40 protein-coding genes and 1 tRNA gene are annotated in these 25131 nt (G+C 63.0%); 38 read left to right on the top strand and 3 right to left on the bottom strand.

Annotated elements, in window-relative coordinates; all coding sequences use genetic code 11:
• The first annotated feature begins 95 nt into the window (after window positions 1–95).
• The 36 genes from ACV7JO_RS11920 (at window position 96) to ACV7JO_RS11745 (ending at window position 23133) form a co-directional block, all read left to right on the top strand.
• Window positions 96–2282, top strand: a complete 2187-nt coding sequence (locus ACV7JO_RS11920; protein WP_470353635.1) for an elongation factor EF-2 — start codon at window positions 96–98, stop codon at window positions 2280–2282.
• Window positions 2283–2355: 73 nt separating this feature from the next.
• Entirely contained in the window at window positions 2356–2577 is a 222-nt protein-coding gene (locus ACV7JO_RS11915; protein WP_470353634.1) for a hypothetical protein, read from the top strand.
• Window positions 2578–2664: 87 nt separating this feature from the next.
• Window positions 2665–3198 carry an amino acid-binding protein gene (locus ACV7JO_RS11910; protein ID WP_470353633.1) on the top strand — a complete coding sequence of 178 codons (534 nt, stop codon included), beginning with the start codon at window positions 2665–2667 and terminating at the stop codon, window positions 3196–3198.
• A complete protein-coding gene (locus ACV7JO_RS11905) occupies window positions 3195–4148 on the top strand; it encodes a homoserine dehydrogenase (protein WP_470353632.1) in 954 nt (317 codons plus the stop codon). The genes ACV7JO_RS11910 and ACV7JO_RS11905 overlap by 4 nt, the downstream gene beginning before the upstream one ends.
• A gap of 152 nt (window positions 4149–4300) precedes the next feature.
• Window positions 4301–5569, top strand: coding sequence for a translation elongation factor EF-1 subunit alpha (gene tuf, locus ACV7JO_RS11900; RefSeq protein ID WP_470353631.1), 1269 nt, complete (start codon window positions 4301–4303; stop codon window positions 5567–5569).
• A 3-nt stretch (window positions 5570–5572) separates the two neighbouring features.
• Window positions 5573–5884 (top strand): 30S ribosomal protein S10, encoded by a 312-nt coding sequence (gene rpsJ, locus ACV7JO_RS11895; protein WP_470353630.1) that lies wholly within the window; start codon window positions 5573–5575, stop codon window positions 5882–5884.
• A gap of 165 nt (window positions 5885–6049) precedes the next feature.
• Window positions 6050–6121: transfer RNA gene (locus tag ACV7JO_RS11890), tRNA-Ala, on the top strand.
• Between the two features lie 175 nt (window positions 6122–6296).
• Window positions 6297–6866 (top strand): SWIM zinc finger family protein, encoded by a 570-nt coding sequence (locus tag ACV7JO_RS11885; RefSeq protein WP_470353629.1) that lies wholly within the window; start codon window positions 6297–6299, stop codon window positions 6864–6866.
• Between the two features lie 139 nt (window positions 6867–7005).
• Window positions 7006–7458 (top strand): hypothetical protein, encoded by a 453-nt coding sequence (locus ACV7JO_RS11880; RefSeq protein WP_470353628.1) that lies wholly within the window; start codon window positions 7006–7008, stop codon window positions 7456–7458.
• A complete protein-coding gene (locus tag ACV7JO_RS11875; protein WP_470353627.1) occupies window positions 7451–7594 on the top strand; it encodes a hypothetical protein in 144 nt (47 codons plus the stop codon). The genes ACV7JO_RS11880 and ACV7JO_RS11875 overlap by 8 nt, the downstream gene beginning before the upstream one ends.
• Complete coding sequence (locus ACV7JO_RS11870) at window positions 7591–7785, top strand: hypothetical protein (protein WP_470353626.1); 195 nt, start codon at window positions 7591–7593, stop codon at window positions 7783–7785. Before ACV7JO_RS11875 ends, ACV7JO_RS11870 begins: the two co-directional genes overlap by 4 nt.
• A gap of 20 nt (window positions 7786–7805) precedes the next feature.
• Window positions 7806–8975, top strand: coding sequence for an ISH3 family transposase (locus tag ACV7JO_RS11865; RefSeq protein WP_470353625.1), 1170 nt, complete (start codon window positions 7806–7808; stop codon window positions 8973–8975).
• A gap of 194 nt (window positions 8976–9169) precedes the next feature.
• Window positions 9170–9913: a DNA adenine methylase gene (locus ACV7JO_RS11860; RefSeq protein ID WP_470355776.1), complete on the top strand. Its 744-nt coding sequence runs from the start codon at window positions 9170–9172 to the stop codon at window positions 9911–9913.
• On the top strand, window positions 9910–10041 hold the full coding sequence (locus ACV7JO_RS11855; RefSeq protein ID WP_470353624.1) for a DUF1660 family phage protein: 132 nt from the start codon (window positions 9910–9912) through the stop codon (window positions 10039–10041). The genes ACV7JO_RS11860 and ACV7JO_RS11855 overlap by 4 nt, the downstream gene beginning before the upstream one ends.
• A 98-nt stretch (window positions 10042–10139) precedes the next feature.
• Complete coding sequence (locus tag ACV7JO_RS11850) at window positions 10140–11123, top strand: hypothetical protein (RefSeq protein WP_470353623.1); 984 nt, start codon at window positions 10140–10142, stop codon at window positions 11121–11123.
• Complete coding sequence (locus ACV7JO_RS11845) at window positions 11120–11728, top strand: hypothetical protein (protein ID WP_470353622.1); 609 nt, start codon at window positions 11120–11122, stop codon at window positions 11726–11728. The genes ACV7JO_RS11850 and ACV7JO_RS11845 overlap by 4 nt, the downstream gene beginning before the upstream one ends.
• Entirely contained in the window at window positions 11725–12306 is a 582-nt protein-coding gene (locus ACV7JO_RS11840) for a hypothetical protein (RefSeq protein ID WP_470353621.1), read from the top strand. Before ACV7JO_RS11845 ends, ACV7JO_RS11840 begins: the two co-directional genes overlap by 4 nt.
• A complete protein-coding gene (locus ACV7JO_RS11835; RefSeq protein ID WP_470353620.1) occupies window positions 12296–12871 on the top strand; it encodes a hypothetical protein in 576 nt (191 codons plus the stop codon). Before ACV7JO_RS11840 ends, ACV7JO_RS11835 begins: the two co-directional genes overlap by 11 nt.
• Window positions 12868–13116: a hypothetical protein gene (locus tag ACV7JO_RS11830; RefSeq protein WP_470353619.1), complete on the top strand. Its 249-nt coding sequence runs from the start codon at window positions 12868–12870 to the stop codon at window positions 13114–13116. Before ACV7JO_RS11835 ends, ACV7JO_RS11830 begins: the two co-directional genes overlap by 4 nt.
• Complete coding sequence (locus tag ACV7JO_RS11825; protein WP_470353618.1) at window positions 13113–13907, top strand: ATP-binding protein; 795 nt, start codon at window positions 13113–13115, stop codon at window positions 13905–13907. The genes ACV7JO_RS11830 and ACV7JO_RS11825 overlap by 4 nt, the downstream gene beginning before the upstream one ends.
• Window positions 13908–14133: 226 nt before the next feature.
• Window positions 14134–14397, top strand: a complete 264-nt coding sequence (locus ACV7JO_RS11820; RefSeq protein ID WP_470353617.1) for a hypothetical protein — start codon at window positions 14134–14136, stop codon at window positions 14395–14397.
• On the top strand, window positions 14397–14927 hold the full coding sequence (locus tag ACV7JO_RS11815) for a hypothetical protein (RefSeq protein ID WP_470353616.1): 531 nt from the start codon (window positions 14397–14399) through the stop codon (window positions 14925–14927). Before ACV7JO_RS11820 ends, ACV7JO_RS11815 begins: the two co-directional genes overlap by 1 nt.
• 4 nt (window positions 14928–14931) lie before the next feature.
• Window positions 14932–15675, top strand: coding sequence for a hypothetical protein (locus ACV7JO_RS11810; RefSeq protein ID WP_470353615.1), 744 nt, complete (start codon window positions 14932–14934; stop codon window positions 15673–15675).
• A 9-nt stretch (window positions 15676–15684) separates the two neighbouring features.
• Window positions 15685–15948, top strand: coding sequence for a hypothetical protein (locus ACV7JO_RS11805; RefSeq protein WP_470353614.1), 264 nt, complete (start codon window positions 15685–15687; stop codon window positions 15946–15948).
• A complete protein-coding gene (locus ACV7JO_RS11800) occupies window positions 15945–16412 on the top strand; it encodes a hypothetical protein (RefSeq protein WP_470353613.1) in 468 nt (155 codons plus the stop codon). Before ACV7JO_RS11805 ends, ACV7JO_RS11800 begins: the two co-directional genes overlap by 4 nt.
• A gap of 81 nt (window positions 16413–16493) precedes the next feature.
• Window positions 16494–16868 (top strand): hypothetical protein, encoded by a 375-nt coding sequence (locus ACV7JO_RS11795; protein ID WP_470353612.1) that lies wholly within the window; start codon window positions 16494–16496, stop codon window positions 16866–16868.
• Window positions 16858–17253 (top strand): hypothetical protein, encoded by a 396-nt coding sequence (locus tag ACV7JO_RS11790; protein ID WP_470353611.1) that lies wholly within the window; start codon window positions 16858–16860, stop codon window positions 17251–17253. The genes ACV7JO_RS11795 and ACV7JO_RS11790 overlap by 11 nt, the downstream gene beginning before the upstream one ends.
• Window positions 17250–17828: a hypothetical protein gene (locus tag ACV7JO_RS11785; RefSeq protein WP_470353610.1), complete on the top strand. Its 579-nt coding sequence runs from the start codon at window positions 17250–17252 to the stop codon at window positions 17826–17828. Before ACV7JO_RS11790 ends, ACV7JO_RS11785 begins: the two co-directional genes overlap by 4 nt.
• Window positions 17828–18073 (top strand): hypothetical protein, encoded by a 246-nt coding sequence (locus ACV7JO_RS11780; RefSeq protein ID WP_470353609.1) that lies wholly within the window; start codon window positions 17828–17830, stop codon window positions 18071–18073. The genes ACV7JO_RS11785 and ACV7JO_RS11780 overlap by 1 nt, the downstream gene beginning before the upstream one ends.
• 1 nt (window position 18074) lies before the next feature.
• Complete coding sequence (locus ACV7JO_RS11775; RefSeq protein WP_470353608.1) at window positions 18075–19094, top strand: hypothetical protein; 1020 nt, start codon at window positions 18075–18077, stop codon at window positions 19092–19094.
• The gene (locus ACV7JO_RS11770; RefSeq protein ID WP_470353607.1) at window positions 19091–19519 is read left to right on the top strand and encodes a hypothetical protein; all 429 of its coding nucleotides are present in this window, start codon (window positions 19091–19093) and stop codon (window positions 19517–19519) included. Before ACV7JO_RS11775 ends, ACV7JO_RS11770 begins: the two co-directional genes overlap by 4 nt.
• 83 nt (window positions 19520–19602) lie before the next feature.
• Window positions 19603–19764, top strand: coding sequence for a hypothetical protein (locus ACV7JO_RS11765; RefSeq protein WP_470353606.1), 162 nt, complete (start codon window positions 19603–19605; stop codon window positions 19762–19764).
• The gene (locus ACV7JO_RS11760) at window positions 19765–20220 is read left to right on the top strand and encodes a hypothetical protein (protein ID WP_470353605.1); all 456 of its coding nucleotides are present in this window, start codon (window positions 19765–19767) and stop codon (window positions 20218–20220) included.
• 258 nt (window positions 20221–20478) lie between these two features.
• Window positions 20479–21138: a site-specific integrase gene (locus tag ACV7JO_RS11755; protein ID WP_470353604.1), complete on the top strand. Its 660-nt coding sequence runs from the start codon at window positions 20479–20481 to the stop codon at window positions 21136–21138.
• Between the two features lie 290 nt (window positions 21139–21428).
• The gene (locus ACV7JO_RS11750) at window positions 21429–22430 is read left to right on the top strand and encodes a DUF8098 family protein (protein ID WP_470353603.1); all 1002 of its coding nucleotides are present in this window, start codon (window positions 21429–21431) and stop codon (window positions 22428–22430) included.
• A complete protein-coding gene (locus ACV7JO_RS11745; RefSeq protein WP_470353602.1) occupies window positions 22414–23133 on the top strand; it encodes a hypothetical protein in 720 nt (239 codons plus the stop codon). Before ACV7JO_RS11750 ends, ACV7JO_RS11745 begins: the two co-directional genes overlap by 17 nt.
• On the opposite strand, the gene ACV7JO_RS11740 is transcribed toward ACV7JO_RS11745, so the two are convergent.
• The 3 genes from ACV7JO_RS11740 to ACV7JO_RS11730 are packed head-to-tail and all read right to left on the bottom strand — an operon-like array spanning window position 23130 to window position 24273.
• Window positions 23130–23612 carry a hypothetical protein gene (locus tag ACV7JO_RS11740; protein WP_470353601.1) on the bottom strand — a complete coding sequence of 161 codons (483 nt, stop codon included), beginning with the start codon at window positions 23610–23612 and terminating at the stop codon, window positions 23130–23132. The two genes, ACV7JO_RS11745 and ACV7JO_RS11740, sit on opposite strands and share 4 nt — an antisense overlap.
• Before the next feature lie 16 nt (window positions 23613–23628).
• Window positions 23629–23946 (bottom strand): hypothetical protein, encoded by a 318-nt coding sequence (locus ACV7JO_RS11735; protein WP_470353600.1) that lies wholly within the window; start codon window positions 23944–23946, stop codon window positions 23629–23631.
• 30 nt (window positions 23947–23976) lie between these two features.
• Window positions 23977–24273 carry a MarR family transcriptional regulator gene (locus ACV7JO_RS11730; protein ID WP_470353599.1) on the bottom strand — a complete coding sequence of 99 codons (297 nt, stop codon included), beginning with the start codon at window positions 24271–24273 and terminating at the stop codon, window positions 23977–23979.
• Window positions 24274–24463: 190 nt separating this feature from the next.
• Between ACV7JO_RS11730 and ACV7JO_RS11725 the strand changes: the two genes are divergently transcribed.
• Both ACV7JO_RS11725 and ACV7JO_RS11720 read left to right on the top strand, forming a co-directional pair.
• Window positions 24464–24628 (top strand): CopG family transcriptional regulator, encoded by a 165-nt coding sequence (locus ACV7JO_RS11725; RefSeq protein WP_470353598.1) that lies wholly within the window; start codon window positions 24464–24466, stop codon window positions 24626–24628.
• An 80-nt stretch (window positions 24629–24708) separates the two neighbouring features.
• Complete coding sequence (locus ACV7JO_RS11720; RefSeq protein ID WP_470353597.1) at window positions 24709–25032, top strand: hypothetical protein; 324 nt, start codon at window positions 24709–24711, stop codon at window positions 25030–25032.
• Window positions 25033–25131: the final 99 nt, after the last annotated feature.

The raw sequence follows: 25131 nt of genomic DNA, 5'->3' as shown, positions 1-25131 counted from the left end.
TTGCGGGCTTATCGCATGCATTCGGTCGAATTCGCGGTCAGCACCGCTTTCAAAACACTATCCTTTTGACCCTCCTGTTGATACGCAACTGTATAATGGGCCGACGCAAGAAAATCGTCCAAGAATGTGAGACGCTGATGGACGACCCGGAGCACATCCGGAACATCGCCATCGCCGCTCACGTGGACCACGGGAAGACGACACTGACAGACAATCTGCTCGCCGGTGCGGGCATGATTTCCGACGACACCGCCGGCGAGCAGCTGGCGATGGACACCGAAGAAGACGAGCAGGAACGGGGCATCACCATCGACGCCGCAAACGTCTCGATGACCCACGAGTACGAGGACCAGAACCACCTCATCAACCTCATCGACACCCCCGGCCACGTCGACTTCGGCGGGGACGTGACCCGCGCGATGCGGGCCGTCGACGGGGCGCTCGTGGTCGTCGACGCCGTCGAGGGCGCGATGCCCCAGACCGAGACGGTGCTCCGACAGGCGCTGCGCGAGGGCGTCAAGCCCACGCTGTTCATCAACAAGGTCGACCGCCTCATCTCCGAACTGCAGGAGGGGCCCGAGGAAATGCAACAGCGCCTCCTCGCGGTCATTCAGGACGTCAACGACCTCATCCGCGGCATGACCGAGGAGATGGACGATGTCGAGGACTGGACGGTCTCCGTCGAGGAGGGCACCGTCGGCTTCGGCTCCGCGCTGTACAAGTGGGGCGTCTCGATGCCCTCGATGCAGCGCACCGGGATGGACTTCGGCGAGATAATGGAACTGGAGCAAAACGACAAGCGCCAGGAGCTCCACGAGCGCACGCCGCTGTCCGACGTCGTGCTGGACATGGTCTGTGAGCACTTCCCGAACCCCGTCGACGCCCAGCCGATGCGCATCCCGCGCATCTGGCGTGGCGACTCCGAGTCCGACCTCGCTGAGGGGATGCGACTCGTCGACGAGGACGGCGACGTCGTCCTGATGGTCACCGACATCGGCGTCGACCCCCACGCCGGCGAAATCGCCGCCGGCCGCGTCTTCTCCGGCACACTGGAGAAGGGCCAAGAGCTGTACGTCTCGGGCACCGCCGGCAAGAACCGCATCCAGAGCGTCGGCATCTACATGGGCGGCGAGCGCGAGGAGGTCGAGCGCGTCCCCGCGGGCAACATCGCCGCCGTCACCGGTCTCAAGGACGCCATCGCCGGCTCCACGGTCTCCTCGGTCGAGATGACTCCCTTCGAGTCCATCGAGCACATCTCGGAGCCGGTCATCACCAAGAGCGTCGAGGCCCAGAACATGGACGACCTGCCTAAGCTCATCGAGACGCTCCAGCAGGTCGCCAAGGAGGACCCCACGATTCAGGTCGAGATCAACGAGGACACCGGCGAACACCTCATCTCCGGGCAGGGTGAGCTCCACCTCGAAGTCATCGGCCAGCGCATCGAGCGCAATCAGGGCATCCCCATCAACACCGGCGAACCCATCGTCGTCTACCGCGAGGCCCCCCAGCAGGAGTCCCGCGAGGTCGAGGGCATCTCGCCGAACCGCCACAACCGCTTCTACATCTCCATCGAACCCCTCGGCGAGGACATCGTCGAGACCATCAAGCTCGGCGAGGCCTCCATGGACATGCCGGAACTGGAGCGCCGCGAGGCGCTGCAGGAGGCCGGCCTCGACAAGGACACCTCCCAGAACGTCGAGCACATCCACGGCACCAACATCCTCATCGACGACACGAAGGGGATTCAGCACCTCAACGAGACGATGGAACTGGTCATCGAGGGGCTCGAAGAGGCCCTCGACGAGGGGCCGCTGGCCGCCGAACCCGTACAGGGGTCGCTGCTGCGCCTCCACGACGCCCGGCTCCACGAGGACGCCATCCACCGCGGTCCGGCGCAGGTCATCCCCGCCGTCCGCGAGGCCGTCCACAACGCGCTCATCGACGCCCGCATCAAGCTGCTGGAGCCGATTCAGCAGGTCCGCATCGACGTGCCCAACGAGCACATGGGGGCCGCCTCCGGCGAGATTCAGGGCCGTCGTGGCCGCGTCGACGACATGTACCAAGAGGGCGACCTGATGGTCGTCGAGGGCGTCGCGCCCGTCGACGAGATGATCGGCTTCTCCAGCGACATCCGCTCGGCGACGGAGGGCCGCGCCTCGTGGAACACGGAGAACGCTGGCTTCCAAGTCATGGCCGACAACCTCCAGCCCGACAAGATGACGGAAATCCGGGAGCGCAAGGGCATGAAGACCGAGCTGCCGGAAGCCATCGACTACTTCTAACGCCCGTCGCCGTTCCGCCCGTTTCGCGTTCCTCGGCCCACACGCTTAGGCTCCTCGGCCGCCAACGGGCCGTATGAGCCGACGCCTGTACCAACTCGTGGACCTGCTGGTCGCGGCGCTGATAGCCGGCACGTCGACGGCGCTGTGGGGGCTGGTCGTGGCCCCCGCACTGGCGCTGTGGGTCGCGACGCTGTTTGCCGCGGTCTACTACTTCTCGCGGAACCCGTGGGGGTCGCCCCGCGGTGAGGCGTACAACGAGGCAATCGACACCGTCTACGAGCGGTATCTCCCCTGAGCCGGAGCCGAACGGACGGTTTCTTATACGCGGCCGCTATGAGTCTCGGATAATGAACGGAGACGTTCCACAGGAGGTGAGCGGGCGATGAGCGACTCGACCGACGAGGTTCGGTCCTACACAGTTCGGCTGGAACTGGTCGACGAACCGGGCGAACTGCTGCGGGCGCTCGGGCCCATCGCCGACAACGGCGGGAACCTCCTCTCTATCTTCCACGAGCGGGGCAACGTCACGCCCCGGGGCCACATCCCCGTGGAGGTCGACTTGGAGGCCACCCCCGAGCGCTTCGACGGCATCGTCGACGCGCTGCGGGAGGCGGGCATCAACGTCATCCAGGCCGGAGCCGAACGCTACAGCGAGGCCCTGACGGTGGTGTTGACCGGCCACCTCATCAACACCGACCTCTCGGACACGCTCTCGCGGATTCAGGGAACGTCCGACGCGACGGTGACAGACATCTCGCTGTCGGCCCCCGAGGGGACCGAGGACGTCTCCAGCGCGCGCCTGCGGCTGGCGACCGAACAGGGGGCCACCGACGCCGTGATGAACACTGTCCGCGACATCGCAGCGGACAAGGACCTGCGAGTTATCGAGCCGCTGGCGGCGGGAGGCGAGCTATGAGACTCGCCGTCGTCGGCGCGGGGGCGGTCGGCGGCTCGGTCGTCGAACTGGCCGCCGACTACGGGCACTCGGTGACCGCCTTCGCCGACTCCCAGAGCGCCGCCGTCGACCCCGGCGGCATCGATACGGGGGCGGCGCTCGACCGGAAACGGACCGACGGCGTCGTCGGCGAGGCCGACCCCGAGGCCGCGCTGGCGGCCGACTACGACGCTCTCGTGGAGGCGACGCCGACGACGCTGGGGGACGCCCAGCCCGGCTTCGACCACCTGCGGACGGCCCTCGAGCGGAACCGCCACGTCGTGTTGGCGAACAAGGGGCCGGTGGCCGAGCGCTACGCCGACGTACGCGCCCTCGAACGCGAGTCTGCGGGGTCGGTGCTGTTCGAGGCCACGGTCGGCGGCGCGATGCCGGTGCTCTCGACCATCGCCGACTTCGACCCCGAGCACATCACCGCCGTGCGCGGCGTCCTGAACGGCACCGCCAACTTCGTGCTCTCGCGGATGGCCGCCGAGGGGCTGGACTACGAACACGTCCTCGCGGAGGCACAGGACCTCGGGGTCGCCGAGGCGGACCCGGCCTTCGACGTCGACGGCACCGACGCCGCGCTCAAGGGCGTCATCGTCGCCAACGTGTTGGCCGACGACGGCGTCGAGTACACCCTCGACGACGCGGCGGTCGAGGGCATCCGGGACATCTCCGGGAGCGCGCTCGAACTCGCGGGCGAGGACGGCCGGACCGTCCGGCTCATCGCCGAGGTCGAGGACGGCGCGGTCCGCGTGGGGCCGCGCCTCGTCCCCGAGAACGCCGCCCTCGCTCCCTCGGGGACGCGCAACATCGTCCAGTTGGAGACCGAACACGCCGGCCGGCTCAACATCTCCGGGCGCGGTGCCGGCGGTCCCGAGACGGCGTCGGCGGTGCTGGCGGACGTCGGTCGGCTCACCGAACTGTAGGCCGGCCGTGCCGGGACCGACACGCCCGCGGCCCGTGACACCGCGTGCCAAATCGACGGACGGCGTCGGGATGGCGTGCAGGAGCTTTCGAAATGGTTTTATGAACCACCGGCCAAAGGCTCCGATATAGCGCCTCTGCGCGTGAGATAACAATGAGTGAGGACAAACCGCACCAGAACCTCGCGATCATCGGTCACGTCGACCACGGGAAGAGCACACTGGTCGGGCGGCTCCTGTACGAGACAGGGAGCGTACCCGAGCACGTCATCGAACAGCACAAGGAAGAGGCCGAGGAGAAGGGCAAGGGCGGCTTCGAGTTCGCCTACGTCATGGACAACCTCGCCGAAGAGCGCGAGCGCGGTGTCACCATCGACATCGCCCACCAGGAGTTCGACACCGACGATTACTACTTCACCATCGTCGACTGTCCGGGCCACCGTGACTTCGTGAAGAACATGATTACTGGCGCGAGCCAGGCCGACAACGCCGTGCTCGTCGTCGCCGCCGACGACGGCGTCCAGCCGCAGACGCAGGAACACGTCTTCCTCGCCCGCACGCTGGGCATCGGCGAACTCATCGTCGCCGTCAACAAGATGGACCTCGTCGACTACGGCGAGTCCGAGTACAAGCAGGTCGTCGAGGAGGTCAACGACCTCCTCACGCAGGTCCGCTTCAACACGGAGGACGCGAAGTTCATCCCCGTCTCGGCCTTCGAGGGCGACAACATCGCCAGCGAGTCCGAGCACACCGGCTGGTACGACGGCGAAATCCTGCTGGAGGCGCTCAACGCGCTGCCCGAGCCGGAGCCGCCGACGGACGCGCCGCTTCGCCTCCCCATCCAGGACGTCTACACCATCTCCGGCATCGGGACCGTCCCGGTCGGCCGCGTCGAGACCGGGCTCCTGAACACCGGCGACAACGTCAGCTTCCAGCCCTCGGACGTCGGTGGCGAGGTCAAGACCATCGAGATGCACCACGAGGAGGTCCCGCAGGCCGAGCCCGGTGACAACGTCGGGTTCAACGTCCGCGGCATCGGCAAGGACGACATCCGCCGCGGTGACGTCTGTGGTCCGGCCGACGACCCGCCGTCGGTCGCCGAGACCTTCCAAGCACAGATCGTCGTGATGCAGCACCCGAGCGTCATCACGGAGGGGTACACCCCGGTCTTCCACGCCCACACGGCTCAGGTCGCCTGTACCGTCGAGTCCATCGACAAGAAGATCGACCCGGCCTCCGGCGAGGTCGCCGAGGAGAGCCCCGACTTCATCCAGAACGGGGACGCTGCGGTCGTCACCATCCGGCCCCAGAAGCCCCTCAGCATCGAGCCGTCCTCCGAGATTCCGGAGCTGGGCTCCTTCGCCATCCGCGACATGGGTCAGACCATCGCCGCTGGCAAGGTCCTCAGCGTCAACGAGCGATAACGCATGTCCCAGCAGGCACGCGTTCGGCTCGCGGGCACGAGCCCCGACGACCTCGACGACATCTGCGCCGACGTGCGGGAGATAGCGAACAAGACCGGCGTCGAACTCTCCGGTCCGGTTCCGCTCCCCACGAAGACGCTTGAGGTTCCCACCCGCAAGTCCCCCGACGGCGAGGGGACCGCCACGTGGGAACACTGGGAGATGCGGGTCCACAAGCGGCTCATCGACATCGACGCCGACGAACGGGCGCTGCGCCAACTGATGCGCATCCAAGTGCCCAACGACGTCTCCATCGAGATCGTCCTCGAAGACTGACCGATGGCGACGGCGTGACCGAGCCTCCGCTCGGTTCCGGCGTTCGATGACCGCCGCCCGCCCGAACCGCAAGCCGGGACACACCACACGCTGTGTGAATCGCTATCGAAGGTCTCCCTCACGCGCAGGGTTTTTAAAACTCCGCGTTCGAGTGGCAGACGACGCGGGCTCGTAGATCAGTGGCAGATCGCTTCCTTCGCAAGGAAGAGGCCCCGGGTTCAAATCCCGGCGAGTCCATAGCAGTTCTGGACTTTCTCGAAGGTCCGATTTTCTCCGGCTTCATCCGTCAAGTGGCACGTTTCCCTGAGTACAGTCTGAAAACTATCCCTGTCTCTGAGCGAATTACTTACGCCCCGGGATTCACCCCGACGCTGTCTGCGACTCTCTCGAAGGAAAACGGGGTGTGTCGCCCGTGAGTAGTCGCCCGAGCAGTCCGAGTAGCCCGCGCTGGGAACCGAGCGACGACCTCGACCGCCGTGTCGGTGACCCGTCACCCCTGTCGATGCCCGACGACTGGACGCTCTCGACGCCGTGGCAGCGCGCACAGGCAGAGAGAGACGCCGGCGGCCCCATCAACGACGCCGAGCGGCTGGTTGTCCTCTCGGAAGGCGACAGCATGCATCGCGTCACGTGGGCGCTGAGAGGACGTACGCTCGTCGCGGAGTGCGATTGTCGCGGCTGGCAGTATCACGGCGAGTGGTGCGCTCACGTCGCCGCGCTCTGGTGGCAGTGGGTCCGCGGCCGCATCTCGGTATCTCATCTCGACACGGGCCGGGAGTACCCAGCGCCACCGGCATGGCTGTCTCTCGACGACGACCCGACCCGCTACGACGGCCTCACTCCTGCCGCCCTCGATGCCTTCCTGACCTGCGACCTCGGGAGCCTCGGCGTTCGGGAGTACGCCCGACACAGCGACCGCTCTCCGGGTACGGTTGGGAACCTGCTCGCCGACGCGCGGGACGAGACGGAGGGCCGCCCATGACGCGCACAGGCACGCCCGCCCTCACGCGAGACCGTTCGGCAGACCCCCACCCCCCTGTCCTACACGTACCAACATTCGCATCTGTCGCCGCGCCATGTGGCGATTCGTTGCCGTCTTACGCGGAGGTGTCTAGTCAGACATGACCGGGGGCAGCCAACTCCACGAGGAGAGCGGCGACGACAAAATCACGTTCCGCCTCAGCAGCCACCTGAAGGAGCAGTACAAGGAGCAGGTCGACAACATGAGCGCCGACCTCGAAGACTACGTCCGTCGGTGCGTTAACGAACCCGAGACTGACGGCGGTCCCGACCCCTACGATGACCCCGACAACCGGGACCTCGCCGTGGCCTACAGGACGCTGTGCGAGAAGCGAACCCCGAACGGTATCGTTCGCGGCGAAACCGCGAAACGGGCACTCGCGCAGTCTGTCGACAACATCGACCAGAGCGAAGCTCACCGACTCCTCTACCGGCTCCAACAGCGTGGGTACGTCCACCTACAGAGCGACCTTCCCCCCAGCGACTACGTGGCCGTCCACGTCCGCCCGTTCTCGCGCCAACAGGGATACGGGGGTGCCGTCGCCGATGACTGAGCAGACGATGCGGGACGACCTGCTCGCCAGCATCGAGGACGACGACCGCCGGCGAGAGGTGGGCACAATCACCGACCTACAGCAGACGCACCTGACCCGCCGAGACGCCCGCGACTGGGGAGGTGACCCGCGATGAGTGGTCAGTCCTCAGGCAGTACTGACCGAACGTCGACGTTCTCGGCGTTCCCGTACATCGGCTCGAAAACCTACCTTGCGCCGTGGGTCGTCGAGCACCTCCGCGCCCACGAAAACTTCGTCGTTCCGTTCGGCGGCGCTGCTGGTGTCCTGCTGAACAAACCTCAGTACCTCACAAAGCTCGCAAGTTGAAGGAGTCCGCTTGCTGAGTTGTGTCCAAGCAAGCAAAGCAAGCGGACAGTGAAATCCACGAAGACCAACTTCTTAACTTCCTCGTCAACCGGCTTGACGAGGAAGTTTCTCTCACCCTGGCGAATAACGCTGAAATCGATCCCGAGGACATCTACGAGGTCCTCGTCGGCGCGACCGCCGACGGGACCTCGATCTCCACGCTGTGCAACTCCAGTGAAGACTCGCCATCGGCGAACACGATCCTCTACCACCTGCGGACGAAGTTCGAGCCGGAACGGCTCGAACGAGTCGCTAACACACTCCTTCGGCAGGATGTCGTCGAACTGCTCCCCGAGCAGGTGGAGGTCTGCGCAGACCTCCACCTGCGGCCCTACTACGGTGACGAAGCCGACACAGACGGCCTCTACCACTCGGAAGCGAAGCGGGGAACCACCGCGTTCCACGCGTACGCGACACTCTACGCGCGTGTGAAGAACAAACGCTACACGCTGGCGGTGCGCCGTCTCGAAGACGGCGACACCGCCAGCAGCGTCCTCGCTGAGTTCCTCGGTGTGCTTGACGGCCTTGACACCGAGGTCAAGGCCGTCTACCTCGATCGCGGATTCTACGACAGCAAGTGTCTCACGCTGCTTCAGGCGCATAACTACGCCTACGTGGTCCCGATCATCCGGTGGGGTGAGGCGATTCAGCAGGAACTCTCGGAAGGCTGGAGCCGCGTCATTCAACACGACCTGACAGGGAAACTCGACGGTCATAGCTGGACCGTCGAGTTTCCCGTCTACATCGACTGTACGTACCTGAATGGACGGTATGACGAGAACGGCGTGGCGCGTCACGGCTACGCCGCTGACGCGCCGTTCATCGAGACTCCACGCGACGCTCGATACCACTACTCGAAACGCTTCGGTATCGAGTCGAGCTATCGCTTGTCCGAGCAAGCGATAGCGACGACAACGACACGAGACGCAACGGTGAGACTGATGTACGTCGTGGTGAGTCTGCTGTTGCAGAACGTCTGGCGGTATCTCCACTACGAATACGTGGCGACGCCCCGCCGAGGTGGGCGTCGCCTCTGGTGGTGGCCGTACAAGGAGTTCGTGAATATGGTTCGCCGGGCCGCGTGGACGGCCCTCGCGGTGCGTCGGACCGTCCCCGCAAACCGGCCACCTGACGACCGGTTTCATCGGTAGTCACTTACCAGGATCGCCGCCTTGTGAGTGGCTACGCTGTCGCGTCGGCGGCTGACCGCCGCCGACAGCGACAGCTCCGTCTCCGAGTAGTGTTGTTCAACCGCTATCGACGACTCATCACGACAGAACAGGTGACTTAGGTCAGGCTAACTGGTGATGCTTTGTGAGGTACTGAACCTCGGTCGAGCTGTGAGATATACAACGACCGAGACAAGGCCCTCGTCGAGTTCTTCCGCGCCTGTCGCGAGCATCCCGAAGAACTGGCCGAACGGGTGCGAAACATCCCGTTCTCTCGGTCGGTCTACAACGAGTGGTCGCGACAGTTCCGAAGCGGTGACGGCTGGCCTGACGACGTGGTAGAACGCGCCGCTCGGTGGGTTTACCTCCGGTATGCCAGTTTCTCCGGTCGGTACGGACAGCGCGCGGGCTTCGCTACGGACACCCCGCGACGTGGCCCGCAAAAGTCGCGCATCTGGCAGCAGATGCCCGACCGTATCATCGAAGTACGAGACCGGTTCCGTGGCGTTGCTATCGAAAATCTCGACTACAGCGACATTCTCGGCCGCTACGACGACAAGGACGCCGAGACGCTGTACTACTGCGACCCGCCGTACACGGAGGCAAAAGACGACTACTACCGTGGTCCACGCTTCGACCACGAGCGCTTCGTGAGCGAGTTGGAGACCGTCGACGGTCACTGGATGGTCTCGTACCGAGACCCGCCGGACGGTCTCGAAGACCTCGCTACCGCTGTCGTCGAGCGCTCCTACAACCGGTCGGCAGCGAAGGACAACGAGGACAGAACGGAGCGGCTGTATCTCAGCTACCAGCCCCACGAAGTCCCGATGTTCGTCGACGGTGCGACCGCACAGCAGACCTTAGTTGCAGCCACAGACGGCGGTAACGACTGTTCCCTAAGCCCGGACACTGACCGATGACCGACGGCCCCACGCTCCGCTGCCGGCTGCTGGGCCACAAGTGGACCCGGCGCGCTGCTGTCGGCCGCCTCTGGGATGTCTGCGCGCGATGCGACCGCTCGCAGTCTGTCAGGTTAACTGACAGGTAAGACCACACTCCCCTGTCTTGGTTACTTAGTTAATTATTAACTAAGCAACAGGTATTATACCTATCACGTGCGTCCGGTCGGTCGGAGGCACACATCGATTGACCACACGCATTGAGTACGCGAGCAAAGACGCGGCTGACGCCGCCCGAGACCGACACAGTGAGTATCTGTGTACTGACGACGACCGCAGACTGCTCACAGTCGCTTACTCGTCCGACACGCCCGACAGCGTGCTCGACGCCGAACGCCTCGATGCCGATGACGGCCGCGGCGAGCGGTCGGACGGTCCCGGACAAGTCCCGCTCTCGGACGACGAGCGGGACCGGCTGGACTACAGCCAACCACGGGCCAACGAGATGCACGCCAAGAGCGTGAAGGGCATCGCACAGGCCGAAGGCGTCGAGGACTGGACCAGCTACTACGACGGGACGCTGACGGTCGACGAGCACCGCGAAGTGATGGCCCGCGCCGGCCGCGAGAGCGGGCAGCGCAACGGAGACGACAGCGCTACCGAGAAGGCTGGCCGGGCCGCCCGCCGGGCACAGTCCGACCAGTGCGACCACGCCCGAGGCCACTGCCAGTACGGCGACCCTGAGGCCTGCGACTTCTTGTCTGACTCCTGCGGCTACGACGAGGACGAGATAGACGCCCTGCTGGCCGAGCGAGCGCCCGAATCCCGCCCCGAGCCGACCCATCCCGACGACCGAGACCCGCTCACCGGCGAGCAAAAAGGTGCTCTCAAACGGTCGTGGAGCGGATACAAAGGAGCAGTAGAAGCGGTAGAAGCGGCAATTAGCACGCTTGCAGAAGAATGGGAACAGGCACAGCAGGCCGCTCGGGCTATCAACGAGATACGAGCGGCTGCTGGACAGGACCCGCTGCACATGGAACGGCTTGAAGCGGAGCAGGCCAACCTGCTTGACCTCACCCGCGAGATGGCCGCCGACTGTGTCGAGTGTCACGCTGACCACTCCGACCACCAGCACGACCTGACAACCGGCCCCCGCGAGGGGCTGCCAGATGCAGTACTCGACGGAGCGGACGAGACCTTGGTCGGACCCAGCAATGAGACCGAGACATGACAGGACCAACCTGCCCCGCTGAGGGGTGCGACTACAACGCGGACGGAGCAAAGAGCAAGCAATCGGTACGCCGCCACATCAACGCGAAGACGGACGCCGCTCACGACGACATGGAAGCCCTCAGGAGCGCGCTGACCCAGCCCGACGAGCACGACGACGGCACCGCCGAGGGTGCCGAAAGCACCGCTGAGGACGGTGGTCAGGGCGCTCCCGAAAACGATGGCGGCGACGAGCAGGGCGATGCAGCAGTAGAGGGCGCTGAAGCAGCGGATACCGGGGAGAACGAGCAGCAAGACATGGACCAGTCTGAGGAGTACGAGCAGCAGGTCACGGGTAGCACGGGCGAAGAGAGCACAGACGAGCGCGCTGAAGCAGCGGATACCGAGGGACAGCAAGGGACCGAGAGCAGCACCGAGAGCACCGCTCAAGGTGGTGGTGGAGTGCCGGTGGTGCCGCTCCTTGGTGGTCTCGTCCTGCTCGCTCTGCTCGCTGTCGTGGCGACCTCCGACGACGAGGACGACGAGGCAGCCGACGAGGAGACGATGCACGTCGAGAGCGAGGTCGTCGACGAGACAGATAGCGACGGCTGGCGGGCCGGAGCATGACGGCGGACACCGAACAGCCCGAGGAGCCGGAGCCGGACCCGGAGGAGTCGGACGAAGGGCCGCCCGACGTGACCCCCGACGAGCAGGCTGACGTAGACCTCGATGCGCTCGGGGTCGACCCCGACGAGGTGGAGGCAGAGCAAGGGGCCGGGGCCGATGACACGGAGGGGTCGGACGACGGAGACGACGAGGCAGCCGACGAGCGGGACGGCGACGAGCAGGCCACGGGGATGGAGGTACCCGGGACGACATGGGGCGACCAGTACGTTGACACGCTCGCCCTGCTCCTTGGCGAAATCGCCGACCAAAGCGACGGAGAGACGGGCAAAACCTCTGAGGACATCGAAGACCTCGCCCGCTCTCCCCCTGTCGAACTCGACGACGCGGTAGACGAGTGGCTTGCGCAGTCGGGGATGGGGACCGACCTCCCGCCGGGGAAGGCCGTTGCCATCGGTACTGCCGGCCTCGTGCTGGTGGTTCTCGTGACCGAGACCGACATCGTGACCGACCTACTCGACGGACTGGATAGCGACCTGACCACCCTACTCAACACGGAGACTACCGACGATGATGGATAAACTGCGACAAGCGCGAGAGGCACAGGCGGAACTCAAAACCCCCCACGAGAGCGACCGGCTCCGGGCGCTGGCCGAGGTGCTTGCCGAAATCGAGAGCCAGCAGCGGGAGGCTGTGATGGACCAGCGCGAACGGCTCGACCTCGACGCCGACGACGGCCGCCACCGTATCGACAAAGAGGAGCGCATCGCCGCCGTCCTAGACCTCATCGACGGCTACGGACCCGGCGGCCCCTCGCTCGAAGAAGTGTGGCTGTCCGAGGCCGCGCCGGACGACCTCGAAGCCGACGACCCCACGGCACTCGCCGAGTACGTCGGCATGGAGAGCGACGAGTGGGAGCAGCAGATGAGCAAGTGGGCGAAGCCCTACCGCGAGGCGGGGGCCGAGATGCACTCGGACCGGACGCTCGCCGGCCACCACGTCGAAGGCAAGTGGGGGCTGTCGTTGGACCGCTTCGAGACCGTCATCGTCGACTGGACCCGGCGGCAGGCCCTCGTGGACCTGCTGGCCGGGCCGAGCGAGGCGACCGAGCAGGCCGTCCGCGCCAACACGGAGGCGCTGGCGTGACTCTCCCAACGACCTTCGACGTGCAGCAGACCGCGGAAGCAGTCGCGTGGCTGCTGCTCGTCGCTCTCCTGCTCGACCTCGTGGTATCACAACTCACTCCTGACGACCACGATGACGGTGACCACCCCGACCACGCCATTCTCGACGAGTGCGACCTACAGACACTCGCCGACGGCGACGCCCAAACGGTGCGGACCCGGCAAGGAGGGATGGTCCGGCTCGCCGCTGTGGAGGGCGAGGAGTGACCGCGCTGCTGTTCGCGGCACAGTCGGGATGGGGGAAAAGCTACCACGCTCAAGCGTGGATGGAGGCGAACGTGGACGACTACGAGGGGCTGACAGTGCTCGACTTCTGCGCCGAGTACCGGGGTCTCGTCAAGCACGGTCTGGCCGACCACTGGATAGTCGGCCCGCGAGAGGCCCATCTGTCGGCCGACAACTGGATGACCGTGCTCAGAGACAACCCGCGTCTCGTCTTGGAGCGGCACAAGTCCCTCAACCCCGACGAGTGGCGGGCAGTCTGTGACCGGGTTGCCGCCGCCGCCCGGATGCTTCGCCGAGACCAGCTTATCGTCGTGGACGAGGCTCACTTCGTCGTGCCGCAGCGGGAGGCGCTGCCCGACGCACTCGAGTATCTCGCCACCACGGGGCGCGGAGCGGGGACCTCCTCGATGTGGATTACCCAGCGCCTCGCCCGCATCGACAAGACCATCACAACCCAGTGTCAGGCCCGGATGCTCGGGGGATTCAAGGGCGGCGACCTCGGTAGCGTCTCGGTCGAGTATCCCGACGACCTGCACGACCCGCAGGCCGACCCGTCGCCATCCCGGCTGCCCGACGACCTCCTACCTGACGGCCGAGACCGTCCTACGTCGCTCCAGAAGCACAAGGACAACAGGGGCCACACCGTCGGGAGTGAGTGGATATACAGCGACGACGACGGAGAGATGTACCGGGTCGACACGGCCAACGTGACCATGCACAGCACCCACTACGGCAGTCAGGGCAACGACCTCACGATGCCAAGCTACCGATGACAGAGGCACACATCACCCTCTACGGTGACCATGCGGAACGATTCGAGACCGTGCAGGATGAGATGGAAGCGGAGCGGCAGATGCCAGTCTCAAACGCGCAGGTGGTCCGGAACCTGATGGCAGACTGGGATTGACGCGGCACCCGCGGGGACCGACCGGAACCGCCCGGTTTGACAGGGGTAATTTGTCGGTTTTTGATACTCTGATACCCTCTACTGGGTGGTGCATGGATTTCAGTAATGCCATGGACACGCTGGCGAGCGAGGACTACGTGATGGACGTGGGCCTCGTCGTCGGCGGCTTCCTCGCACCGGCAGCGGTCAAGTACGGTATCGAGACCAAGATGGGCAAGGACCTCCCGGACGAGGCCTACGGCGCGACCGTCGCGGTCGGCGGCGCGGTCTACGGAGGGATGGGTCGCAAGGTCGCTATCGGCGGCGGCGTCCACGTCGTCGAAGCTCTCCGAGATCGGTTCACGGGGGGTAACTGATGGGGCTGGACCTCTACGCTGCCGAGGGCAGCTCGGCGGACGCGGTCACCGTCAGCCAGAACGCGCCGGCGTCGCCCGTCCCGACCCCCATCCTCGAAATCGTCCCTGACCGCGGGCAGTTCATCCGGTTCCTGAACCGGGTGGCGCGGGGCGAGACTCAGGGGATGCCGGTCTACATCGATCTGCGCGACAGCAACGGCGACTCCCTCCCGGTCAACACGACGCTGTTCTGGGCACTCAAGCCCAGCGGCCACGACACGATGATGAAGGTCTCCGAGGTGGTCGAGTCCATCGACCAGTACGTGACGCTGTCCATCAGCGAGCAGCGAAACGTCGACAACATCGACGCCACCAAGTTCACCCTTCAGTTCCCCGAGTCAACGCCGAACGGCGGTGACCCGACCCAGAACATCGACGTGCGGGACATCGACGAGATGTTCCTGCTCTGTGACAGCGCCGCACAGGTCGACTGGTCCAAGTCGTCCGTCTACATCGACTCGGACGCCGTCGAGCAGCGGAGCCGGAGGTAACACGATGGACGCCGACCTCGCCGACCGCATCGACCAAGTGAGCCGGCAGCCGGGCCACATCGTCCCCGGCGACATGGACACGTCCGTCAACTCGCAGGGCCAGCGGTCCATCATCGGAGAGGTGCAGGTCGACACCGCGCACCTGCTCCGCGAGGGACGGGACAACCCGCTCAAGATCGCCATCCCCGCATACCAGCAGGAGACGACCGACGGCAGCGCGGGGGACGCTGAGCAGTTCTCGCTCGACTTCGACCTCGCTGACGCGCCGGTCACTCAGTCCGTCGTCGTGTGGCTCGACGGCGACTACTACGGCACCCCGGACTCGGTGAGCCGCAACGACGACAGCGCCGACACCATCACTGTCACCGACCCCGAGACCAACAGCACGGCCCACATCTACTACATCCCTGGCGCTGCCGCCTCGTTCGAACTCCGCAAGGCGGCCCCCGGGGAGTCGTCGTCCGGCAGTCAGCGTGTCTACGCTTCGAACCTCGGGCTGGTCCACGACTCCCCCCAACTGGAACAGCCGGAGTATCTGACTCTCCAACAGACGCCGCTGCATCCGTGGGTCGGCACCGACATGACGGTGACCGTCTACCTCGACGCGCCGTACACTGTGCGGTGGACCGACCCCGACGGCGACGGTACCGAGCCGACCAACGCACTACTCCATGTCCCCGTGCTGGAGGGCGAGGCCGAGGTGCCCGGCCTGACCTCCGCCATCAAGTCGGACATGGGACAGGCGTAGGAGGTTTCGATGCCCCAATTTTCGAGCGATTATCGCGCGATATGGGAGGATGGAGCAACCCCCGACACGGATGACTTCGAGGACTCCGTTACCTTCGAGACCACCGGCGGGTCAGTGTCGGGGAGCAACAGCGAGACCAACGGCCCGCTGACCGCGACCGTTGAGCAGACTGGATTTACCAGCAACGACCTCATGCTGGCGTCGCAACTCATCAACGTGGTGTTGTTCCTCCTGCTCGTCTACGAGACCGTCTACAAGGAGGGGTCCGCGTGACCGAGTGGTCCATCGGCAGCGGGGCTACCGGCGACTACGACCGCGGTTTCGGCGAGGACACCAACGAGGGAGCGGACGACTCGACCGAGACCACGACCGACACCACCGAGGCCCAGCCGAGCGGTCCCGCCATCGACAACGACACAACCGACCAAGAGCAGGGCTACGTCGGCGACAGCCCGAGTAACGCGGTCGATGATGAGGCGGACGAGGAGGCCGTCGAGTGGGCCGGTGGCGATGTGACTGATACCACTTGGCAGTCCACCGACGACGCGCAGAGCAACGGCGGGCAGTCGAGCGGTGGAGGGCAGACGCAGGCCCCTCAGACCATGACCGACCAACTGCTCGGGTCGTTCAGCGCGCTCGGGGAGCCGGTCGGCCTCGGAGGGACGGCGACCGCCGCGGTTTCCGTCCTGCTCGTCATCCTACTGGCGGTCGGCATCAAGGAGGTGCAGGATGCCTAACGTGGAGGCCTCCGTCGAGGAGATGAGCGAGGAGGAGCGCGAGCGCCAGCGTCGACAGCTCCGAGAGGACGGGGGTCAAGCGTGACCGTCGTCCCCGAGCCGGCCCCCGGCGACGTGGGGTACAACGACCCGATTTCTCGGCGTCTCGATGCCGGTCAGCAGTTGACCGTGACGTTCGAGCCGACCCAGCGGGTCACCGAGTTCCGTATCCCGTTCCTCGCTATCAGCAAGCAGCCGGCGAGCAGTTACGAGGTGTGGATGGACGGCGAGAAGGTCTACGGACCCGCACCCATCCCACCCACGGACATTGACGACATGTCACCGACGTTTATCCCCGCCAAGCGCTTCGAAACCCGGATGCGGGTTATCGTCCGCAACCTGTCTGACACCACCGCACAGGACTACAGCGTGCAGCCTATCGGCTGGGAGGTGTCGGAGGTGTCCGATGGGGCTTGAAACCCGCTCGAAGGTCGGCGAGTTGCAGACCGTGCAGGACGGGGACGGCGACCGACAGCCGCCGGCCAACGAAGCCCAACAGGAGGCTATCAGGGACGCCGTCGGGAACCCCGGCGGTGCTACCATCCAGACGGTGACTACCGAGGGGACTGCCGCGGAGCAACTGCCCGACCTCACTATCCCCGACGGCGTGACGGCCCTCGTCGTCTACCTGCCCGGCAACAGCGGAGACGTGTATCTGGGGGACGAGACGGCGCAGTTCGTCCCGCTGACCGACCCGGGTAACGTCTTCTCGTGGGAGGGGACCAGCCTCGCACCGCTCTACATCAAGACCAACTCGGCCGGCGACGGTGTCGGCATCATCTTCGAGGGTGAGCAGCCGTGACAGAGACCAAGAGCGGGCTACTCATCTTGCGGCGCGTCGACGCGCCCGAGACTGTCGACCCGGGGCAGACGTTCGAGGTGGAGGCAGAGGTGTCCAACAAGGCCTACCTCCTCAACCCGTGGGACCCGGACCTCTGCAACGGAGGCAGCCGCTCAGGGTACGAACTACGGGTCGAGTTCGAGGGGCCAGACGGGCAGACCCGGACTGTCGGGCCGGTCTGTCACGTGGTGACCGAGGTAGGTACCAAGGACGAGACGTACACGGCGACGTTCACCGCTCCCGAGTCCGATGGGCCGGTGGAAGTGTCGGCCAACGTCGTCCTCCCCGGCAGCGGCAAGACCACCGGCCCCATGCGCTCGACGGTCACTGTCGACGGTGGACTGACCGCGACCCCGGACCCACCCGGCGGCTCCAACGATGGTGGGAGTGGTGGCGGTATCGGCCTCCCGTCGCTGGGGGCCGGCAGCGGGGCCAACATCAAGCTCGCGGCCGGAGCTATCGTCCTGCTGCTCCTGCTCGTCGTCGGAGCGCCCTACGCCGAGATAGGGGCCAATCTCACGGGAGGGGGCGACTGATGGAGGCAGTAACCTCCTATCTCGTACAGGCCGCAGCCATCGCTACGGCCGGCGCAGCGACGTACACGGCCGCAGCGGCCCGGTCGGTCAAGCAGTCCGTACAGGCCAACGAGCGGCGCAGCGAGCGCAACCGTGAGATACTGACCGGAGAGAACTCCCACCTGACAGGAGTCGTCCCACGCCTGTCGATGGTCGAGGAGCAGGTGGTCGGCACGGTTCGCTCGGTCGACACGGAGGACGACTAACATGGCAGGACTCAACAGCAACGCGGGAGGCGGCTGGGACTACATCCAAGCCGCCGAACCCGCAGACCCGGAGATAGGAGCATCGTGGTACGACACCGACGCCGGAGCCGACGGACAGGGCGAGGCGAAGGTCTGGGACGGGGACCGGTGGGACCCGACCGGCTACATCTCTCACGACCAGCTCCAAAACGTCGCGCCAGCCGACCACCACGACCCGGTGACGGTGACCGCGCCGCTCACCCGGTCGGCGCAAGCCCTCGCGCTGGCGCTCGGGAACGCGCTTACCACCGACAGCAACGACGACCTCGCCGTCGACGAGTCAGCCATCTCGCACGACAACCTCAGCGGCGTCTCGGAGGCCGACCACCACGACCCGGTGACGGTGACCGCGCCGCTCACCCGGTCGGCGCAAGCCCTCGCGCTGGCGCTGGGGAACGCACTAACCACCGACAGCAACGACGACCTCGCTGTCGACGAGTCGGCTATCTCGCTCTCGTCGCTCTCGGGCTATCCCGTCGGCGAAGGAGACCTCGGGTTCTCGACAGCGACGCAGAGCGAGCTTGACTCGCACGTCGGGGACTCCTCCAATCCACACGGTGTTACCGACGACCAGACCGGGGCCGCGTCCGCACTCAGCAGTCACGCCAGCGACAACGACGCCCACCACTCGCGGCCCGACTCGACGCAGTCCGCGGGTGGTCGAGAGCCTGCGGGTCGCATCTCCTACGGGTTCACGTTTCCCCAGATTTCGGTGAGCGAGCAGGGGGACCTATCAGCGTCGACGGTCTATCACGGACTCCCCACGTGGCTCGACGAGGTGCAGCTTGATGGAGGAGGCACCAGCCGGAGCTACACGATACACTACGCTGACGGGAGCACCACCACGGGGTCGACACAGTACACGAGTTGGGTATCTGTCGACCACAAGCCCGTTACTGCCATCGAGCCGGGCGGCTCGGGCCTGTCGCTCATCGGCATCAACCCGCTCGTCCCGCAGTCTCACAGTCACAACATCTCATGAAACGATTAGCAATCAGCGACGGAGGAGGAGACTACCAGATAGAGGCGAGCGGGTCAGCCGAGAAACTGCCGTCCGGAGACAACGTCAGCGGCGGCAGCATGTACGGAGGGGTCGGCGGCGGCACGGACGCCTACCTCTACTCCGGGGACTTGCTGAGCATCGACGCGCCGGTGATGTCCCGGATTACCGTCGACGGACAAATCGTCAAGCGCAAGGGGGAGACGGTGACGGACCAGCCCAACGCCCCCGACCCGGACGACCGCGAGAGCAGCCCGCCAACCGGGTCTACGGGTGGCGGCGGTGCCTCCCTGCCGACCGACCCGGGACAGAGCGAGCCGGGACAGAGCGACGAAGTCAGTGCCGCGGCGGCCGTCGGGGTCGTTGTCGCGCTGCTGGCCCTCGTCCTGTGGGGGGTGCAGGCGTGACGACCGCGCTGCAGACCCTCCCAATCCCAAGCTTGCCGGACGCGCAGACACTCGCGCTGTGTCTGCTATTCTTTTTCGGCGGAATGGGTGTACCGACCCGCTACGGGATGGAGCGCATCGAGGGCTTCGGTAGGGCGATGGCGGCCCAACTCCCGTATCGACCTCCTCCGGGCATGGACGAGTCCGACGCAATGCGCGCGGTCTCCGGCAGCGAGAGAGACGAGAGCGACGAGGGGGCCGAGTAGATGGCGCAGTTGGTTGTGGAGGGGTCCGGCGGACTCGACGCCGCTGAATACTCCATACAGGCGGGTAAGACGGCGGTGTCGTTGGAGAGCGGAGAGCAGGATAGCGTGTACGACAACGGGACCATCAACGGAGTCATCGGCTCGGGGACGGACACCTACCGCATCACGGGCGGCATCGTCGAGGCGGACATACCGGACGGCGTGACCGTCTCGCTCGACGGGACTCCCATCACAGGACCGACGACTCAGGGCGAGTGGGTCGACCCGTACGCTTGGCCGAGCGCTCCCGAGTTCGGCAAGCGAGTCAGCGAGTCCGGCTCGTCCGGGTCCGACTCCACTGGGTCCGGCTCGTCCTCGTCGGGAGCTACAGCGGCGACTGCCAGCGCGTCAACCCCGCTACTGGCGGTCGTGCTGGTCGCGGCGCTCGCGGCAGGAGGGTACTACCTCTCGCAATGAGTGACGACAGCCCACCGGTCCGCATCGAGGAGATGGACGGCGAGGCCGTAGCGACGGTCGACCACACGGTGCTGCTTCGGTGCGACCCGTCGACGGTCGTCGAGCCGCCGAGATAGGTGTCCGGGTCTGAATGGAGAGCCGGACAACCGACGCCCGAGAATCCCCCATTCTCGTGCATCTCGGACTGATTTGACCCCGCCGGACCCCTCGACCACCGAAAAAACTAGATGTTTTGCAATAGAACTGAGGAACGAGTGCATGCGACTCAAAGACTACGACGATGACGACGGGAAGCGGGTGTGGCTCTCCGACGACGAACTACGGCAGCTCATCGAGCAAGCCGAGACGCCACACCAGCGCCTTGCCTTCTTGCTTGCTGGGCGGGTCGGGCTCCGTCGCTCGGAGATTATTGAGGTGTGCCCGCAGGACTTGGTGAGTGGGCCGACCGGCGACCACATCCGCGTGTGGGAGAGCTACGCGAAGCGAAACAAGTACCGAGAGCCGCCAGTTCCGAAGGAGGTGGTGACTATCGCGGAGACGCTGGCGTACCAGCAAGACGACGACGAGCCGCTACTCGACGTGGCCGGGTCGACAGTGTACCGCTGGGTCAAGCGTGCAGCTGAGGAACTTGAAGCAGAGACGAGAGACCAGGGCTGGCAGTATCTCGACGTGCATGACCTCCGACGGACCTGGGGAACCTACCTACTGGAGCAGGGTGTAATCCCGTCTGTCGTGATGGCCTTCGGTGGGTGGGAAGACTGGGAGACGTTCAGGAAGCACTACCTTGGTGAGTTCAGTCCTGAGGCAATTCGTCGAGAGCGGGGGAAAGTAGACTTCCTCGAAGGTGGTGACGAGGAGGCAGAGGTTGTTCATCCGGGCACGATGCAGGCAGCTACGTTGCAACACTCCGCTGAATAAGCAGCTAATCGGGGTTGAAAAGATGCAGGTGGAAATAGTGGTAAATAGAGCGGCTAGAACCAATGTTCGATAATACGCGATATTCATTACTTGGAGTATAAGAAGAATATTAGGTATAGAGGGGTTAATATAGGGTTATAACGTATTATCGCATACTGCTACTGTACCACCAGATTCATAACCTTCGCACAAAATTGTCGAACAAGAACTGCCTGAACGGCTCACCCTTATCCGGGTAGGGCCTGTATAGTGAATACGGGAGAACCTATACGTAAGGCTGAGATTTCGCTATGACCTACATCGACTGGAGTGATGATACGGATGCTGTCGCCGATCTCAAAGCGGCTCTTGAGGCTGCCCTGTATGAAGTTGATACTGAGCTGGTTGTTCCTCAGAGCTTCACCGGTATAGAGGGGTTCTACAAAGACAATATCAAGGTCAACAAGCTAGCTTATCGGGCTATTGACCATTTCAATCTTCCAATACTGCACACTTGGTTCCGGTACGGACAGTACATTCCATACGACGATATCCGACCGAAGCGGATGAGCGTCGGCCCGCTTGATCAGATTGAATCTGATATGACTTCTAGGTCTAACCTCTGGCAGCCGCCTACCCGAGAGGAAATAAAAGGATTCCTGATTGAAGAAGGTATTTCAGAAATGATGGAACAAGAATTGTTCCCATTCCTGCGTGAGAATTACCAAGAATTAGCCCCAGAGAGGTACAAAAGCATCTATCTGGCCAACTTAGATATTATTGAAACCTTGGAAAAATTGGTTGAAGACGAAGACTTAGCGAACAATGCTGCCAGCTATCGTGAGGAGCTGAAAAACCACGCGATGGATATGCAGTACGAGCTCATGTCTAACCCCCGTTTTGATGAAGACGTCGTTAACCACGTTGAGACAAGTCTTTTTGCAATCCAAGATGGTCTCATTAGCCTTGAGCAGACGGATAACCCGACTCCTGACAAAATCCGGTTAGTCAAAGAGTCGCGAAACTTGTATCACAATTATGTCTGGCCGTGGCCAGCATTCCTTATTTCGAAAGAGAACGCTGACGGCCCCAGCGCTAAGGTTAGCGGTTATAGTGATGAGAACGAACAGTTAGTTTCAGGAGCTGCAGAAACCCACCCCGGGCGGGTTGATAGATACAAAGATAACCTCCACGGATTTGATATGTTGCCCGATAGCCAGGGGTATGCAGAAGCCTATGGCGAAATTCCAGATTCTCTACTCTCTGTAGATTCTGCTAGTATGGATGTCTTCCAAGATGGCAAATCCAACTGAGTCTATCTTTGTAGACCGATCAGTCTTACTCGACTATTGCTGCTGCTACCGTGAAAATGCTGAATTTGCTCAATTGACTCTTGATGAACTGCTAAACCGAGAGGTTGATATGACGATAGGTGAACGAGCTGGGGAACAGCTTGGGCGACAGATTGCTAACCGTCAATCTATGCTCAGACACTTGTTTCAATCAAGCAAAAAGTACGCCGATAGGGATGACTTAGATCTCAATGACTATGTCTCTGAGGAGTTGGTGCTCTCTGAAATAGCAGGTAAATTACCCTATGGTCTGAAAGATGGGTATGAGCCTGAAATTGATCAATTAAAAAACTCAGTCAAAGAATTGGGCTTGTCAAGGTTCTCTGAGGAAGTGTATGAAATACTACAACAGTCTTCATCGCTTCAAGAGCGTGTCGAACTACGGATGATTTCGGACCGATACGGTCGCGGTAACAAGGGACATTGGGATGTTGAATCCTACTTGAGTAGCCAAGTAGGGAAAATTCGATCAGACTCTATTCTAAATGCTGTATACTGGCAACGGAGTCGGGGGAATGAGTACTTTTTAGTTAGCTGTGGAGATCAAATTTATGAAAAAGCAGAGAATATCAACGATATACTCAAAAATAATCTTTCAGACAGCGACAAACTACATATATTCTCTTCTCAAGAGGTGGTTGATAGATATGGATTGTCTAGTTAGTAGGGATAATTATCCATTTCTGACGATTCCTCGTATACTTCTTTCATGATTTGATCTACTTGTTTTCGTCCATCCTCACGAAGTTCTGTTGTTGTTGGTGGTTCTGAACGAAAATTCGGCTGCTGGATCCAATTCCTCAGGTCCCGTATCTTCTGCACAAGGTTATCATCAACCCCTGCTGGCGCACTTCCGCATTCCTGATGTAGCTGTTCAATCTCTGTTTTTAGCTTTTCTACGTCGTCTTGATAGCTTTCATCACGAGGTTCTAAATTTCTCGGGTTGATTTCTACACCTGCAGGGAGGCTTAGACAAGTCCTTCGTACGTTGTTACCCTGCGAAACGATTTTACGATACCATGCTTCCCTGTTTCGCGTTGTTTCTGCTCCTTCGGAAAGGCGGTGCTGAATATAAATGCCGGCAAGATTGATCACCAGGCTTCCACCGAGGCTAATCAGGATTGTAGTTGTATTCTTGACCATCGTTTTTGTTTAGGAATCACGGCCAGTACGGCTTCACATTCGCGTGTGCCCAGTTCGACGGCGTCGCGAACCGGTCCTTGAACACTTTACTCGGCGTCGGGTCGGGATAGTGCTCCGCGTCGATCTCGCCCTTGAGGTACAGAATCCCCTCGCTGGTCAGGTCGTACATCTCGCCGTGGATGGGCTCGATGAAGCCGACGTAGTGGAGGAACTTGCAGCGGTCACGAATTCGGTCTTCTGAGGCACTAACACTCCGCTCCTTTTTGAGCAGATTCGGTGAGGCCCATCCCTCGAAATAGATGAACTCCATGATTCGCTCGTCGAGCTGCTCCATCCAGTCCGCCGACTTTCTCCTCTCCATGTATCAGGCTTGCTCGTGGTTTTCGCCAGCTGTTGGTCCGTTGTCTACCGATGAATCTACTTCGTCAGGCGCGTCCTCGGATGTGTCGATTTCTCCACGCAGATACCCTTCTCCGCGGTCCGTAATGGCGTAAACTCCACTCCCGAAACGCTTGAGAAGTCCGTGTTCAACGAGCTTCTGACACCGCTGCGAGACGTATCCGTTTGAGTACCGGACGACGCCGCTCTTGACCATCTCCGACGGACTGGCCGCTTCCTCCTCGTTCAAGAACTCCAATATCCGGTCATCTGCGAGAACCATCCAGTCTCCTGAATATCGCTTGTTCATGCTCGGTTAATTAATTATTAACAGCGCTGGGTATCATACCACCGCTCTCGTATTATTGTCTAAGACTATATCAAGTGCCGTTAGCTATATTACGTAGCAATTAATTAGTCAACACGCAATGGTACAGAGAAGCCTATCTGTGTCCATCTCGCTGCCAACGGAGATGGACGAGAGAATATCTGAACAGGCCGAAAAGCACGAGATGACCTACTCGCAGTACGTCCGCCAAGCAATCCGCGAGCACGAAGGGACCCCCTTCGAGTGCGACGACACGGTACTCTGCGTGGACGGGAACAGCGAAAAGTCTCGAAACGAGGGGGCCGCGTAAACTATGTCCAGTAGCCGAGGCCCCGACTTTTCCGACGATTCGAGCGACCAAGAGAGTAACGACGATGAGGTTGATGGCCCATGAACGGGGACGCTATCGATCCCGAGGACCTGCCTCAGAACCCACAGTACACGCCTGCGTTCGTGCAGGTCCGTGAACAGGGGTCGGTCTACGTGGCCGACTACGAGACACTCGCGAGCGGCTGGCTCCGAATCACGGAGTGGGAAGGCCACCGCGTCAAGCTCCCGCCGCACAAGATCGCTGCTATCCGCGAGGTGCGGACGGAGGCCTACGGCGACCGGTCGGACCCGGAGGGCCTGAAAGTCCGCGTGGCGGACGAGGAGCGCCGCGAGCAGGCGAGCGCCGACGACTCGGCTGGCAAGGCCGTGGTCGCGGATGACTGAGAAAGAGGGCCGCCTGCGGTGTGACCACTGCGGGCAGACCTTCCTCGTCTCCGACGGTGAGCGGATCACCATCGACCACTTTCAGAATTGCGAGGGGCT

The organism is Haloarcula sp. MBLA0138 (genome assembly GCF_055632455.1).
The sequence above is the reverse complement of the archived record's forward strand: the minus strand, read 5'-3'. Positions and strand labels throughout refer to the sequence as shown.